The 12537-nt window shown below is 75.9% G+C and carries 14 protein-coding genes and 1 pseudogene; 7 read left to right on the plus strand and 8 right to left on the minus strand.

What is annotated here, in order from left to right; genetic code table 11:
- Window positions 1-183 precede the first annotated feature (183 nt).
- The gene (locus ABD981_RS33270; RefSeq protein WP_123955209.1) at window positions 184-810 is read left to right on the plus strand and encodes a PadR family transcriptional regulator; all 627 of its coding nucleotides are present in this window, start codon (window positions 184-186) and stop codon (window positions 808-810) included.
- Window positions 811-880: 70 nt separating this feature from the next.
- On the opposite strand, the gene ABD981_RS33275 is transcribed toward ABD981_RS33270, so the two are convergent.
- On the minus strand, window positions 881-1309 hold the full coding sequence (locus ABD981_RS33275; protein ID WP_046912025.1) for a type II toxin-antitoxin system Rv0910 family toxin: 429 nt from the start codon (window positions 1307-1309) through the stop codon (window positions 881-883).
- A gap of 69 nt (window positions 1310-1378) precedes the next feature.
- Window positions 1379-1591, minus strand: coding sequence for a hypothetical protein (locus tag ABD981_RS33280; protein WP_046912024.1), 213 nt, complete (start codon window positions 1589-1591; stop codon window positions 1379-1381).
- Between the two features lie 233 nt (window positions 1592-1824).
- Here ABD981_RS33280 and ABD981_RS33285 point away from each other — a divergent pair, with 233 nt between their 5' ends.
- From ABD981_RS33285 to ABD981_RS33295, 3 genes are all read left to right on the plus strand, one after another.
- A complete protein-coding gene (locus ABD981_RS33285; RefSeq protein ID WP_425586513.1) occupies window positions 1825-2430 on the plus strand; it encodes a Clp protease N-terminal domain-containing protein in 606 nt (201 codons plus the stop codon).
- 41 nt (window positions 2431-2471) lie between these two features.
- Window positions 2472-3518 carry an EamA family transporter gene (locus ABD981_RS33290; RefSeq protein ID WP_046912023.1) on the plus strand — a complete coding sequence of 349 codons (1047 nt, stop codon included), beginning with the start codon at window positions 2472-2474 and terminating at the stop codon, window positions 3516-3518.
- 383 nt (window positions 3519-3901) lie between these two features.
- Window positions 3902-4822, plus strand: coding sequence for a DMT family transporter (locus tag ABD981_RS33295; RefSeq protein WP_046912042.1), 921 nt, complete (start codon window positions 3902-3904; stop codon window positions 4820-4822).
- A 116-nt stretch (window positions 4823-4938) separates the two neighbouring features.
- On the opposite strand, the pseudogene ABD981_RS33300 reads toward ABD981_RS33295, so the two are convergent.
- Together ABD981_RS33300 and ABD981_RS33305 are read right to left on the minus strand one after the other, a co-directional pair.
- Window positions 4939-5587, minus strand: a pseudogene (locus ABD981_RS33300) (FMN-binding negative transcriptional regulator).
- 10 nt (window positions 5588-5597) lie between these two features.
- Window positions 5598-6278, minus strand: coding sequence for a pyridoxamine 5'-phosphate oxidase family protein (locus ABD981_RS33305; protein WP_046912505.1), 681 nt, complete (start codon window positions 6276-6278; stop codon window positions 5598-5600).
- A gap of 35 nt (window positions 6279-6313) precedes the next feature.
- Between ABD981_RS33305 and ABD981_RS33310 the strand changes: the two genes are divergently transcribed.
- Window positions 6314-7645 carry an aminotransferase class I/II-fold pyridoxal phosphate-dependent enzyme gene (locus ABD981_RS33310; RefSeq protein WP_123955320.1) on the plus strand — a complete coding sequence of 444 codons (1332 nt, stop codon included), beginning with the start codon at window positions 6314-6316 and terminating at the stop codon, window positions 7643-7645.
- A gap of 67 nt (window positions 7646-7712) precedes the next feature.
- Here the strand turns inward: ABD981_RS33310 and ABD981_RS33315 are convergent, their stop codons facing one another.
- Entirely contained in the window at window positions 7713-8825 is a 1113-nt protein-coding gene (locus ABD981_RS33315) for a DMT family transporter (RefSeq protein ID WP_382747852.1), read from the minus strand.
- Window positions 8826-8875: 50 nt separating this feature from the next.
- Here ABD981_RS33315 and ABD981_RS33320 point away from each other — a divergent pair, with 50 nt between their 5' ends.
- On the plus strand, window positions 8876-9781 hold the full coding sequence (locus ABD981_RS33320) for a LysR family transcriptional regulator (protein ID WP_046912483.1): 906 nt from the start codon (window positions 8876-8878) through the stop codon (window positions 9779-9781).
- Between the two features lie 55 nt (window positions 9782-9836).
- Here the strand turns inward: ABD981_RS33320 and ABD981_RS33325 are convergent, their stop codons facing one another.
- Window positions 9837-10298 carry a pyridoxamine 5'-phosphate oxidase family protein gene (locus ABD981_RS33325; RefSeq protein ID WP_046912484.1) on the minus strand — a complete coding sequence of 154 codons (462 nt, stop codon included), beginning with the start codon at window positions 10296-10298 and terminating at the stop codon, window positions 9837-9839.
- Between the two features lie 116 nt (window positions 10299-10414).
- On the opposite strand from ABD981_RS33325, the gene ABD981_RS33330 reads away from it, so the two are divergent.
- Entirely contained in the window at window positions 10415-11095 is a 681-nt protein-coding gene (locus ABD981_RS33330; RefSeq protein ID WP_046912485.1) for a cysteine hydrolase family protein, read from the plus strand.
- On the opposite strand, the gene ABD981_RS33335 is transcribed toward ABD981_RS33330, so the two are convergent.
- Together ABD981_RS33335 and ABD981_RS33340 are read right to left on the minus strand one after the other, a co-directional pair.
- Window positions 11082-11582, minus strand: a complete 501-nt coding sequence (locus tag ABD981_RS33335) for a Rieske (2Fe-2S) protein (RefSeq protein ID WP_046912486.1) — start codon at window positions 11580-11582, stop codon at window positions 11082-11084. The two genes, ABD981_RS33330 and ABD981_RS33335, sit on opposite strands and share 14 nt — an antisense overlap.
- A gap of 194 nt (window positions 11583-11776) precedes the next feature.
- Window positions 11777-12454, minus strand: coding sequence for an adenosylcobinamide amidohydrolase (locus ABD981_RS33340; protein WP_382747848.1), 678 nt, complete (start codon window positions 12452-12454; stop codon window positions 11777-11779).
- Window positions 12455-12537 lie beyond the last annotated feature (83 nt).

Raw genomic sequence — 12537 nt, forward strand, 5'->3', positions numbered from 1 at the left:
TGGGAGGGGAGGCCGGGTCGGGAGGGGCTCGCGGCGTACGGACCCCGCCCGGCCGGCAAGGGCCCCTGGTCGGGGCCGCAGGGGGGCCGCCTTTCGTTCGGGTGTTGCTCGACGAACTGTTCCGATATATCGTTGAGGCATCGCGACAGTTCAACGATGAATCTCGATGGAAGGAGCGTTGCGATGCGTACCTACGGACATGAGCACGGACACGGCCACGGAGGCGGGCGCGGAGACTGCGGACCCGGACCTCGTGGTGAATTCGAAGGGCGCCGTGCCGCCTTCGGGCCCTTCGGGCCCGGGTTCGGCGGCGGTGGCCCCTGGGGTGCCGGCGGCTTCGGCGGGCGGGGGCGCGGCGGAGGCCGCGGCCGGGCCCGGCGGGGCGACGTGCGGGCCTCGATCCTGGCGCTGCTGAAGGACCGCCCGATGCACGGCTACGAGATGATCCAGGAGATCGTCGAGCGCAGCGGCGGGGCCTGGAAGCCGAGCCCCGGTTCGGTCTACCCGACCCTCCAGATGCTGGAGGACGAGGGGCTGATCGCCAGCGAGAGCGAGGGCGGCAAGAAGCTGTTCACGCTCACCGACGCCGGGCGCGCCGAGGCCGAGGCGGGGCCCGAGGCCCCGTGGGAGGAGGCCGGGCGGGGCGTCGACTGGGAGGCCGTGAACGAGATCCGGCAGGCCGGCTTCGGTCTGATGGAGGCCTTCGGGCAGGTCTGGAAGACCGGCACGCCCGATCAGCGGCAGAAGGCCGTCGAGGTCATCAACGAGGCCCGCAAGAAGCTGTACCTGATCCTGGCCGACGAGCGCTGACCGGGGCGGCAGGAGCGAGGGGCCCCGCGGCGACGCGCCGCGGGGCCCCTCGTCGTACGGAGCGCGCCGGTCAGGCGACCAGGCCGGCCAGCTTGCGCAGCGACTCGGTCAGCGCCGCCGTGGCCGAGTCCTTGAGCTTGCCCGCCATCAGGGACACGGCCGCACCCGTGAACTCCCCGTCGATCCGTACCGTGGTGGCCCCGCCGTCCGCGGCGAGGGAGTAGCGGGTCCCGACGATCACGCCCATCGGCCCCTTGCCGCGGATCGCGAACACCCGGCCCGTCTCCAGCTCCTCGACCGTCCAGGTCACCTCGGCCGGGAAGCCCATCAGCTTCATGTTCTCGGCGAAGGTGGCGCCCGCCTCGAGCGCGGCCGGGCCGCCGTTCGGGAAGTTGGTGTGGGTGGCGTTCCACTCCCCGTACGAGGCGAAGTCGGTGAGCTGCGCCCACACCTTCTCGGCCGGCGCCTCGATCCGTGCCTCCGCGCTGACTTCGGCCATACGACCACCCCTTCACGCGTACCAGTCGGCTTTCGGTGTCGCGGAACGTAGCCGCAGCGGCGCCAACATTCAATACTGATGAACCGTCAGTTCTGCTGTCTCGTCGCCGATCCACCAGATCTGCGCGGAGTCGAAGAGGTCGGAGACGCGCGGACCGCCGCTCTCGTCGTGGCAGTGGAAGGCGGCCCAGAAGAGGTCGGCCGGCAGCGCCGCCCGCGGTGCGTACACGCGGTAGACGTACTGCCGCCCGTCGAGCGCGAGGAGAGCCACCATCCAGAACATGCCTGGAGGACGATACGGGACGGTCCCGTGGTTGCGTACGGGGCGTATGGCAAGGCGGCGCGCGCCCCTGGGGGAGAACTCGCGCGATCTCATCCGTAAGGAGGAGGAACCGATCGCCCGTGCCCAACTCCGGTGGGATGTGCACATGCTTCTCGCCGGGGATGCCCCGGCTTGTCGGGGCTGATGAGGTGGGAGGGTGCGATCTCCCGTCCCTCCCGACCCCCGCGCCCGGCGTGTCCCGCGGCTCCCGCGCCCCGGAGCCCCGTGCCCCGGAGCCCCGTCGTGCCCCGGAGCCCCGCGGCGCCCTGCCCGGCCCCTCGCTGCCCCGGCTGCCCGCCACCCGCCGCGCCGAGCTGGAGGACGGGCTCGCCGCCGAGCTGGTGACCGCGGTGACGGGCGCCCGTCGGCGGGCGCTGCGGGACGGGGACCGGCAGGTCGACACCGCCCATCTGCTGCACTCCCTCGTCGAGGGCGACCCGGAGAGCGCCGCCGCCCTCGGCGGCCCGGCAGAGCAGGCCCGGGTGCTCGGCTATCTCGTCCAGCTTTCCATCGGGTACGGGCTGCGCTGGCAGCGCTCCGTCGAGGACACCGGGTCGGAGCTGCCCGTCCTCCGGGGCGTCGAGGCCGCCGCCGCGGGCTGGTCGCCGGCCGCGGCCGCCGCCCTCGCCGGGGCCTTCGAACGGGCCGCGCTGCGCGGGGACCACCGGGTCCGCGGCCTCGATCTGCTCGCCGCGCTCGCCGCCGACCCCGCCGGCCGGGCCGCCGAGGTGCTCCGCCGGGCGGGCGTCGACCGCCACGATCTGGCCGTCCGGATCGGGGAGCCGTCTCAACAGGTGTGACGGGGGTTACGCACCTGACCGCGTCCTGTCATGATGGCCCGATGCACGCGTCTCAGGAGAAAAGCGCTGGCCTGGGACTCGCCCTGGTCTCCGCCTTCGCTTTCGGTGGTTCAGGAGTGGCGGCCAAGCCGCTCATCGAGGCGGGACTCGACCCGCTCCACGTGGTGTGGCTCCGGGTGGCCGGCGCCGCCCTCGTCATGCTGCCGGTGGCCTGGCGCCACCGCGACCTCGTCCGTCGCAAGCCCGCCCTGCTCGCCGGCTTCGGCCTGCTCGCCGTGGCGGGCGTCCAGGGCTTCTACTTCGCCTCCCTCTCCCGCATCCCGGTCGGGGTCGCGCTGCTCATCGAGTACCTGGCCCCGGCGCTGGTCCTCGGCTGGGTCCGGTTCGTCCAGCGACGGCCGGTGACCCGGCGGGCGGCCCTCGGCGTCGTCCTGGCCGTCGGCGGGCTCGCCTGCGTCGTCCAGGTCTGGTCCGGACTCACCTTCGACCTCCTCGGGCTGCTCCTCGCGCTGGCCGCGGCCTGCTGCCAGGTCGGCTACTTCGTCCTGGCGGACCAGGGCAGCGACGAGGCCGAGCCGGTCGACCCGATCGGCGTCATCGCGTACGGACTCCTCGTCGGCGCCCTCGTCCTCACCGTCCTCGCCCGCCCCTGGCAGATGGACTGGGCGGTGCTGGGCGGCACCGCCGACCTCAACGGCACCGCCGCCCCGGCCTGGCTGCTGCTCGGCTGGATCGTGCTCGTGGCCACCGTGCTCGCCTATGCCACCGGCGTGGTCTCGGTGCGCAAGCTCTCCCCGCAGGTCGCCGGGGTGGTGGCCTGCCTCGAAGCCGTCATCGCGACCGTCCTCGCCTGGGTGCTGCTCGCCGAGCACCTGGGCGCGCCGCAGATCATCGGCGGCGCGGTCGTCCTGGTGGGCGCCTTCATCGCCCAGTCGGCCACGCCCAAGGCGGCGCCCTCCGGGGCGGTCGCCCAGGGGGGCGGGGCGGGCGCCGGTCACGGTGGTGCGGAGGACGACGTGCGGGTCTCCGCCGGGCGCGCCTCCGGCGGCGACGAAAGCCGGTTGTCGGCCGAGCGGTCCGCCCCCTAGGGTGCCGATCATGCACGCGACCGTCCTCCCGCCTCCCGCCGCCTAGCGCGGGCGGCGAGACTCTCCCCGACGAAGACCGGGCTCGGGCGGGCCGACACAGGCCCCCGAGCAGGTCGTCGACGCCCGCCCGCGGACCTCGGCGACCCCTTCTTCCCCGTCTTCCTCGCGGAGTGCACCACGTGTCGAACACCCCTGTCACCGGCCCGGCCCCTCTCTCGACCGGTCCTTCCACCGGTCCTTCCACCGGTCCGTCGAGCGGTCCTTCCACCGGTCCTTCCACCGGTCCGTCGAGCGGTCCTTCCACCGGTCCGTCGGGCGGTCCTTCCTCTGGTCCCTCGACCGGCCCCTCGACCGGTCCTTCCACCGGCCGGAGCCTCGTCTATCTGATCGTCGCCGGAATCGCCTGGGGCACGGCGGGCGCCGCCGCCTCGCTGCTCTTCCGGGTCAGCGACATCGGCCCCCTCGCCCTCTCCTTCTGGCGCTGCGTCGGCGGGCTCGTCCTGCTGCTCGGGGCGCTCGCGCTGCGCCGCCGGCCGCGGCCCGCGACGCCCGAAGCCCGCGGGCGGCGGCTGCTGCGGATCCTCGGCACCGGCGTCGGGCTCGCCGTCTTCCAGAGCGCCTACTTCGCGGCCGTGGACCTCACCGGACTCGCGGTCGGCACCGTCGTCACCCTCGGCGCGGGACCCGTGCTCATCGCGGTCGGCGCACGGCTCCTCATGGGCGAGCGGATCGGGGCCGGGGGCGCCGCGGCCGTCGCCGGGGCACTGGCCGGACTCGCCGTCCTCGTGCTCGGCGGCGGGGGCGCGGAGGTCCGGCCGCTCGGCGTGCTGCTCGCCGTCGTCTCCGCCGCCGGATACGCGGCGATCACGCTGCTGACCCGATGGCTCGGCCGCGACGGCGGCGGCGCGGACGCGCTGTCGACCACCACCTGGGCCTTCGCGGTCGGCGCCGTCGGACTGCTGCCGATCGCCGCGGCCGAGGGGCTCGTGCCGCACACCGGCGCCCCCGCCCAGGTGCTGCTCCTGCTCGCGTACGTCGCCGCCGTGCCCACCGCGCTCGCCTACGCCCTCTACTTCGCGGGGGCGGCCGTGGTCCGCGCCGCCACCGTCTCCGTGATCATGCTCCTCGAGCCGGTGAGCGCGGCGGTCATCGCCGTCGCCCTCCTCGGCGAACGGCTCACCGCCGCGACCGTCGCGGGCACCCTGCTGCTGCTCACGGCGGTGACGGGACTCGCCTTCGCCGAGGCCCGCTCGGCGGCGGTGGCCAGGCGGCGGGTGCCGGCGGCGGTGCCGGCAGGAGGCTGAGGGCGGGGACGGCCGGCCGTGCGGCGAGCCGGGTGCCCCGCGGGGTGCGGGCTTGCGCGCCCCGCGGGGTGCGGGCCGCGCGCCGGGCCGCCCGCGGGGCTCGGCGGGCCCGCGGGTCAGGCCTCCGGGGCGCGGCGGCGCAGCTGGTGGGTGCGGGCGGCGGTGTCGCCCGGGCCCGCGCGTTCGGCGAGGCGGGCCGCCACCCGGTCCTGGACCTCCTGGGGCTTGTTGCCCGCGTACTTGAACTTCGCCCGCACCTCGGTCACGTCCAGGCACAGCACCCGGAGGCCCGGCAGCATCCGCCCGAAGGGCGCCTCGCCGGGGCGCACCTCGGCGGTGCCGCCCTCCGGCTGGAAGTGCGCCACCTGGCGGTTGAGGAGCTCCGCCTTCTCGGCCGGGTCGTCGACGATCCGGGCGGTGCAGCGGAGCTGGACGGCCGCGTAGTACGAGGTGGGGGTGCCGTGCTCCGCGGGGGGCGCCCTCGGGGGCGGTCCAGTGGCCGGGGACGAAGACGTGGTCGCCGACCACGCTCAGCAGCACGGCGGGGTTGCGCTCCAGGTCGCGCCAGAGCGGGTTGGGGCGCGCGAGATGGGTGATGACCCGGCCGTGCGGGCCGGGCTCCGGCTCGTACCGGAAGTGCGTCGGCTGCACCCACGGCGGTTCGCCCGGCGCGCCGTTGACGGCGAGCTGGCCGAAGTCGTGGGCGGACAGCCAGGTGCGCCACTCGGCGTCGCCGCGCGGGGAGTCCCAGGGGTGGATCAGCACGGTCGTCCCCTCACAGCGCCGCGAGGTAGTCCGGCAGGGCGATGGCCGGGTCGAGGTCCGCGGCCGGGACCGGGGTGCCGTAGCGGCGCTGGACGGGGACGACGCCCGCCCAGTGGGGGAGCGCGGCGTCCTCCGGGTCGTCGTTGGGGCCGCCGGTGCGGACCTTCGCCGAGACCTCGTCGAGGTCGAGGCGCAGGACGGCGGTCGCGGCGAGCTCCTTGGCGTTTCCGGGGCGGGAGTCGTACGAGCGGCCGGGGACGACGTGGTCGACGAGCGCGTCCAGGGCGGTGCGCAGCTCCTCCGGGTCGGTCACCGGGTGGGCGGTGCCGTGCACGACGACGGAGCGGTAGTTCATCGAGTGGTGGAAGGCGGACTTGGCGAGGACCAGGCCGTCCACGTGGGTCACGGTGAGGCAGACCGGCAGGCCGGGGGCGGTCTCGCCGCGCCCGGCCATGCGCAGCGGGCGGGAGCCGGTCGATCCGTGGACGTAGAGGCGCTCGCCTATCCGGCCGTAGAGGGTCGGCAGCACGACGGGCGCGCCGTCGCGGACGAAGCCGAGGTGGCAGACGTAGCTCTCGTCGAGGATCGAGTGCACCAGCGCGCGGTCGTACGAGGCGCGCTGCGCGGAGCGGGTGGGGACGGTGCGGTCGGTGGGGGTGTAGGGACCCGGCTGGGTGTCCGTCTCCGGCATTGCGTTCTCCATTGCACTAGTGCATAGTGGTGTTTGTGCTAGGAGAGTATCGGATCGAAGGCCGCCGCGCATCGGAGATCGCCGCCAGCGTCGAGCGGGGGGTGGGCGGCGGATTCCTCGCCCCCGGACAACTGCTCCCGCCCATGAGGGAGTTGGCGGCATCCCTCGGGGTGAATCCCAATACCGTCGCCGCCGCCTACCGCACCCTGCGCGAGCGCGGGGTGATCGAGACCGACGGGCGGCGGGGCAGCCGGGTGCGGTCCGCGCCCGCGACGACGGCCCGCGGCTCGATCCGGGTCGAGGCCCCCGAGGGCGTGCGGGACGTGAGCGAGGGCAGCCCGGACCCGGCGCTGCTGCCGGCGCTCGGGGAGGCCCTCGCCGAGGTCGCGCGCGGCTACGCCGAGCGGCCGCCGATGTACGGGGAGGCCCCGGTCGACGAGGAGTTCGCGCGGCTCGCGCGGGCCGCCTTCGATGCGGACGGCGTGCCGGCCGGACCCGTCGGCGTCGCATCCGGCTCCCTCGACGCCATCGAGCGGGTGCTCGCCGCGCACCTGCGGCCGGGAGACGCGGTCGCCGTCGAGGACCCCGGCTGGGGCAGCCTCCTCGACCTCGTGCCGGCGCTCGGGCTGCGGCCCGTGCCGGTCGCCGTCGACGACGAGGGGCCGCTGCCGGACGCCGTGGCCCGGGCGCTGCGGGGCGGCGCGCGGGCGGTGATCGTCACCGACCGGGCGCAGAACCCGACCGGCGGCTGCGTGGGCGAGCGGCGGGCCGCGGAGCTGCGCGCGGTCCTCGCCGCCCACCCGGACGTCCTGCTGATCGAGGACGACCACGGGCACGGGATCGTCGCGGAGCCGCCGCACCCCCTCGCCACCGGCGCCGGGCGGTGGGTCTTCGTGCGGTCGGTCGCCAAGGCCTACGGGCCGGACCTGCGGATCGCCGCCTTCACCGGGGACCCGGAGACCGTCGACCGGGTGCTCGGGCGGCAGCGGCTCGGCCCCGGCTGGGTCAGCCGGCTGCTCCAGCGCACGGTCGTGCGGCTGTGGACCACGGGGGCCGTCGACCCGGTGGCCGTATCGGCGGCGTACGGGGAGCGGCGCGACGGCCTCGTCCGGGCGCTCGCCCGGCGCGGGGTCGAGGCGCACGGCCGCGGCGGCATGAACGTCTGGGTGCCGGTCGCCGACGAGACCGGCGCCGTCGCCCGCATGCTCGCCGCCGGCTGGGCGGTCGCCCCCGGTGCCCGCTTCCGCATGGAGACCGGCCCGGCGATCCGGGTCACCGTCTCCGGGCTCACGCCCGCCGACCTCGAACCCCTCGCCGACGCCGTCGCGTACGCGGCGGGGCCCGCGCCGGCCAGGAGTTGGGGGTGACGGCCGTCCCGGGGGCGGGGGCGCGGCCGGCCCGGGCCCCGCCCCCGGGACGGCCGTCCGGGCGGACTCAGGAGACGGTCGGCCGGGACCCCGCGGGCTCGGGCGCGGAGCCTGCGACCGGAGCCACGGCGGCCCCGGCCGCCGGGCTCGGGACCGTGGCCGCCGGGCCAGGGGCGGTGGTGCCCGCGGCCGTCATGGGGCGGGCCGCCGCGGTCGGGGCGGTGGGGGAGGCCGTGCCGCGGCGGCGCGGGCCGCGGGTCTGGGTGAGCGCCGCGCCCGCGAGGACGATCACCGCGCCCACCGGGGTGTTCCAGGCGAGGTGCTCACCGAGCAGGGCGACACCGGCGGCCGTCGCGATCACCGGGATGAAGTACGTGACCATGGACGCCGTCGTCGGGCCGACCTCGGCCACCACCCCGTACTGGAGCAGCATCGCGTAACCCGTGCCCAGGGCGCCCAGTGCGATCACCGCCAGCAGCGGCAGCACCTCGACGTGGGTCGGCAGGCGGGTGAACAGCGGGGTGACCACCGCGAGCTGGAGGGCGGCGAGGCCGACCTGGGAGCCCGCGAGGGCTAGGTTCGACGCGCCGGTGCCTGACAGGGTGCGGCGGACGTATATCCAGCCCACCGCGTAGCTGAACGAGGCCAGCAGGGCCAGCGCCGTGCCCGTCACGTCCAGGCCCGAGAAGCCCTGCCAGGCGCCGAGGACCGTCAGGACGCCGATGAACCCGATGCCCAGGCCCGCCGCCCGCACGCGGGTCGGACGGTCCTCGGAGAGCGCGACGAGCGACAGGAGCATGCCCCACAGCGGAGTCGTGGCGTTGCAGATCCCCGCGAGGGTCGAGGGGATGGTCAGCTCGGCGTACGAGAAGAGGGAGAACGGCAGGGCGTTCAGCAGGAACGCCGCCACCGTCAGATGGCCCCAGGTGCGGGCGCCGCGCGGGAGCCGGTCCCGCTTCACGGCGAGGGCGACGGCGAGCACCGCCGTGCCGAACAGGAGGCGGCCGAAGGTCACCTGGAAGGGGGCGAAGCCCTCCGTGCCGACCTTGATGAAGAGGAAGCTGAAACCCCAGATCAGGGCCAGTACGCCGAAGCGGACGCGCCAGTCGAGCGAGGGCCGGCGGCGGGACGGGGACGGGAGGGCGGGGCTGCTCATGGGGTTCAGCGTGACCGACCCCATCTCTTAGTACAAGTGAGAATTCCTGGACCTGTTGTCTTAGCATTGCTTACATGTGGAATCTGGAGCGCCTGCGCACCCTGGACGCCGTCGCCCGGCACGGCTCCGTCAGCGGTGCCGCCGACGGGCTGCACGTCACCACCTCCGCCGTCTCCCAGCAGCTGTCGAAACTGGAGCGGGAGGTCGGCCAGCAGCTCCTCGCCAAGAACGGGCGCGGGGTGCGGCTCACCGACGCCGGGCTGCTCCTCGCCGAGCACGCCTCGCGCATCCTCTCCCAGGTCCAGCTCGCCCAGGCCGACATCGAGGCGCAGCGCGGCCAGGTGGTCGGCGAGGTGCGCATCGCCGCCTTCCCGACGGCGATGCGCGGCCTCTTCCCCACCGCGATCCGCGCCCTGCGCACCGCCCACCCCGACCTGCGCGTCCACACCGCCGAGCTGGAGCCCGACCTGGGGGTCCGCGAGGTGCTGCGCGGCGACAGCGACCTCGCCGTGGTCCTGGACTGGAACAACAAGCGGGCGCCCGTCCCGGCCGGCCTGGAGCGGGTCAGTCTGCTCGACGACTCCGCCGACGTGGCCCTGCCCGCCGACCACCCGCTGGCCGGGCGGGCGGCGGTCGAGCTGGAGGACTTCGCCGACGAGGACTGGGTCTCCTGGCCCGCCGGAGAGTTCTGCCACGACTGGCTGATGTTCACGCTCCGCTCCAAGGGCGTGGAGCCGCGCATCGCGCACGTCGCCGGGGACCACCACACCCAGCTCGCCCTCGTCGCCGCCGGGCTCGGCATCTGCGTGGCGCCCCGGCTCGGCCGGCCCGCGGCGATGGACGGCGTCGCCTTCGTGCCCGTACGCCAGCCGGTGCGGCGGCACATCTACGCGACCTGGCGCACCGACGCGGGCCGCCGGCCCTCCATCCGCGCGGTGGTCGAGGCGTTGCGGGAGGCGGCGGGCCCGCTGGGGGAGTGAGCGCCGCGGGGGCGGTCGGCTCGCGTCGGGCGGCCTGCCCCGGCCGCCCCCGCGGCTACCCCAGCTTCCGGAAGTCCCAGGAGGCCACCGCCTCCGGGGTCAGGCGCATCCAGGCGTGCCGGCCGTCGTGCGGCATCGCGTCCAGGCCGAAGTTCTTGGCCGCGAAGAGCCGCTCGACGGGCTCCAGTTCGGGGCAGGGCTCGCCCGTGCGCGGGGCCTCGCCCACGAACTCCACGGTGCCCGACAGCTCCGCCCCGCGCAGCTCCCCGTACTCCACTCCGTCGTCCACCACCACCGCGATCCGCGGCCGGGCGCGCAGCTCGGCCCAACGGCGGCTGCGGGTCAGGGAGTAGAGCCAGAGCGAGCGGCCGTCCCAGGCGAACCACAGGGCGCTGACGTGCGGCCTGCCGTCGGCCGACACGGTCGCCACCCGGCAGGTGCGCTGTTCGGCGAGGAAGCTGTCGAGCTCCGCCGGGGTCATCATGATCCGGCGTCCACGGCGCTGTGCGACGGTCATCGTCCGCACCCTTCTGGATTTCTGATGAGGTGTCAGAAATCATGGGGGGTCCCGTCGCCCCGTGGCAAGGAGTGCGCGGAGCGGACCGGGACCGAGCCGGAACCGAGGAGGAGACCGTGGGGCACGCGGAACAACTCAGGGAACAGCTGGCCCCCGACGGCGCCGTGCTGCTCACCGTCGAATGCCAGCAGGGCGTCGTCGGCCGCGACAGCGCGCTGCCCGAACTCGCCGCCGTCGCCCGCTCGTCGGGCGCCCTGCGCAACGTGGCCCGGCTGGTCGCCGCCGCGCACGGGGCCGACGTCCAGGTGCTGCACGCCGTCGCCGAACGGCGCCCCGACGGGCGCGGCGCCAACCGCAACGCCCGGCTCTTCCGCGCCGCCGCCCGGCTCCCCGTACAGCAGCACAGCGGAAGCACCGCGGTACGGATCGCCGAACCGATCGAGGTGGCCGACCAGGACCTCGTCGTACGGCGGCTGCACGGACTCTCGCCGATCGCCGGCACCGACGTGGACGCCCTGCTGCGCAACCTGGGCTGCCGGACCCTCGTCGTCACCGGGGTCTCCGCCAACGTGGCCATCCCCAACGCCGTGTTCGACGCCGTCAACCTCGGCTACACCGTCGTCGTGCCGGCCGACGCCATCGCGGGGGTGCCGGCCGACTACACCCCCGCGATGGTCCGCAACACCCTCGCCCTGGTCGCCACCATCGCGAGCACCGACGAGGTGCTCGGCTGCTGGAAGGCCCCGCGCCGGGCCCCGGCGCCGCGCACCGGACCCGGCGGGATCAGCCCAGCCTGATCGCGTCCCCCGTCACCTCGATCGGGGTCGGCTCCAGCGGGCTGGGCGCGGGCCCGCCCTTGACGCTGCCGTCCGAGACGTCGAACCGGCTCTGGTGGCAGGGGCAGACGATGACGCCGTCGGCGACCGAGGCCACCGTGCAGCCCGCGTGGGTGCAGCGGGAGGAGAAGGCCTTGAACTCGCCCGCCTTGGGCTGGGTGATCACCACGCCCCGGTCGGCGAGCACCTTGCCGCCGCCGACCGGGATGTCACCGGTCTTCGCCAGCGGCGGGGTCTGCGGGGTGCCGCCCGAGGCGTCCGTGCCACCGGTCTCGTCCGCGCCGCTCGACGCGTCCGCGCCCCCGGTGTCGCCCTTGCCGCCCGTGCCTCCCGCCGCGCCGCCGCCCCCGTCCCCGCCCGCGGAGCCGCCGCCGCAGGCCGCGAGGGCCGCGACGAGACCCGCGCCGCCCGCCGCCGACACCACTGTCCTGCGCCCCACACCGCTCATGCCTCACCCCTTGTGATCCGCCGCTCCCCGGATTCCCGGACGACCCGCGCCATGTTTCCCGAAGAAGGCGGCCACCCGCCACGGTTGGTGCCGGTTCACCGGGCGGAAAAGGGGACGACCCGGCGGGACCGGGTGCCCGGAGCGGAACCACGTCCTCGTCGAGGGCGTGCCCGCCGGCCCGGGCGGGGCGGGCCTCAGAGCAGGCCGGCGCAGGCCTCCCGGGTCGCCCGGTGCACCGCGCGGGCGAGCCGGGCGCCCCAGAGCGAGCGGGGGCCGGCGAACGGCTCGGCCGCCGCCCCGGCGCCGGGGGCGGGGCAGGCGACGCAGACCGCGTCCGTGGGCGTGCCGGAGGCGTCCGCGCCCAGCTCCACCAGGGCCTGGACCTTCGCCTCGGTGGCCGTCGCGACGGCGTTGACCAGAGCGGCGTCCGTGAGCGGCACCGGCAGCGACACGATGATGTTGATGGTGCCGGGGCGCGGCGCGCCGACCGCCCCGGCGTCCGGGACGGCCGCCCAGCCCCGTACCCCGATGCCCGCCGTGACCACGGCCTCGGCCCCGCCGTCCGCCGCGAACCGGCGGTCGCCGACCGACGCGGCCGTCATCAGACCCACCCCGGCGCCGACGAGTCCCGCCCCGGCGGCCAGCGCGCCCAGGTGGGCGACGGGGTCGCGGCGGGAGTACCCCGGGGGCACCTGCGCGTTGACCACCCAGTCGCGGGCGCCGATGCCGCCGCCGAGGACGGCGCTCGACACCATCCGGGTGCCGGGTCCGGGCGCCCACACCAGCAGGGGCCAGCGTCGGCCGTCCTCCTCGTGGCCGAGCAGGAGAGCGTCGGCGAGCGCGGGCGGGGCGGGAGGGGTTCTCAGGAGCACCCCGCACCTTAACGCGCGGCCGGGCGCGGGTCCGGGGCGCGCCGGGCGGCCGGGCGGCCGGGCGGCCGGGGCGCGCCGCCCGC

The sequence above is a fragment of the Streptomyces showdoensis genome (genome assembly GCF_039535475.1).
Classification (GTDB): Bacteria; Actinomycetota; Actinomycetes; order Streptomycetales; family Streptomycetaceae; genus Streptomyces; species Streptomyces showdoensis.

What these genes read in the sequence shown, in the direction of transcription:
- ABD981_RS33270 (WP_123955209.1), top strand. Translation starts at nt 184, where the DNA reads ATGCGTACCTACGGACATGAGCACGGACACGGCCACGGAGGCGGGCGC.
- ABD981_RS33275 (WP_046912025.1), bottom strand. Translation starts at nt 1,309, where the DNA reads ATGGCCGAAGTCAGCGCGGAGGCACGGATCGAGGCGCCGGCCGAGAAG.
- ABD981_RS33280 (WP_046912024.1), bottom strand. Translation starts at nt 1,591, where the DNA reads ATGTTCTGGATGGTGGCTCTCCTCGCGCTCGACGGGCGGCAGTACGTC.
- ABD981_RS33290 (WP_046912023.1), top strand. Translation starts at nt 2,472, where the DNA reads ATGCACGCGTCTCAGGAGAAAAGCGCTGGCCTGGGACTCGCCCTGGTC.
- ABD981_RS33305 (WP_046912505.1), bottom strand. Translation starts at nt 6,278, where the DNA reads ATGCCGGAGACGGACACCCAGCCGGGTCCCTACACCCCCACCGACCGC.
- ABD981_RS33315 (WP_382747852.1), bottom strand. Translation starts at nt 8,825, where the DNA reads ATGGGGTCGGTCACGCTGAACCCCATGAGCAGCCCCGCCCTCCCGTCC.
- ABD981_RS33320 (WP_046912483.1), top strand. Translation starts at nt 8,876, where the DNA reads ATGTGGAATCTGGAGCGCCTGCGCACCCTGGACGCCGTCGCCCGGCAC.
- ABD981_RS33325 (WP_046912484.1), bottom strand. Translation starts at nt 10,298, where the DNA reads ATGACCGTCGCACAGCGCCGTGGACGCCGGATCATGATGACCCCGGCG.
- ABD981_RS33335 (WP_046912486.1), bottom strand. Translation starts at nt 11,582, where the DNA reads ATGAGCGGTGTGGGGCGCAGGACAGTGGTGTCGGCGGCGGGCGGCGCG.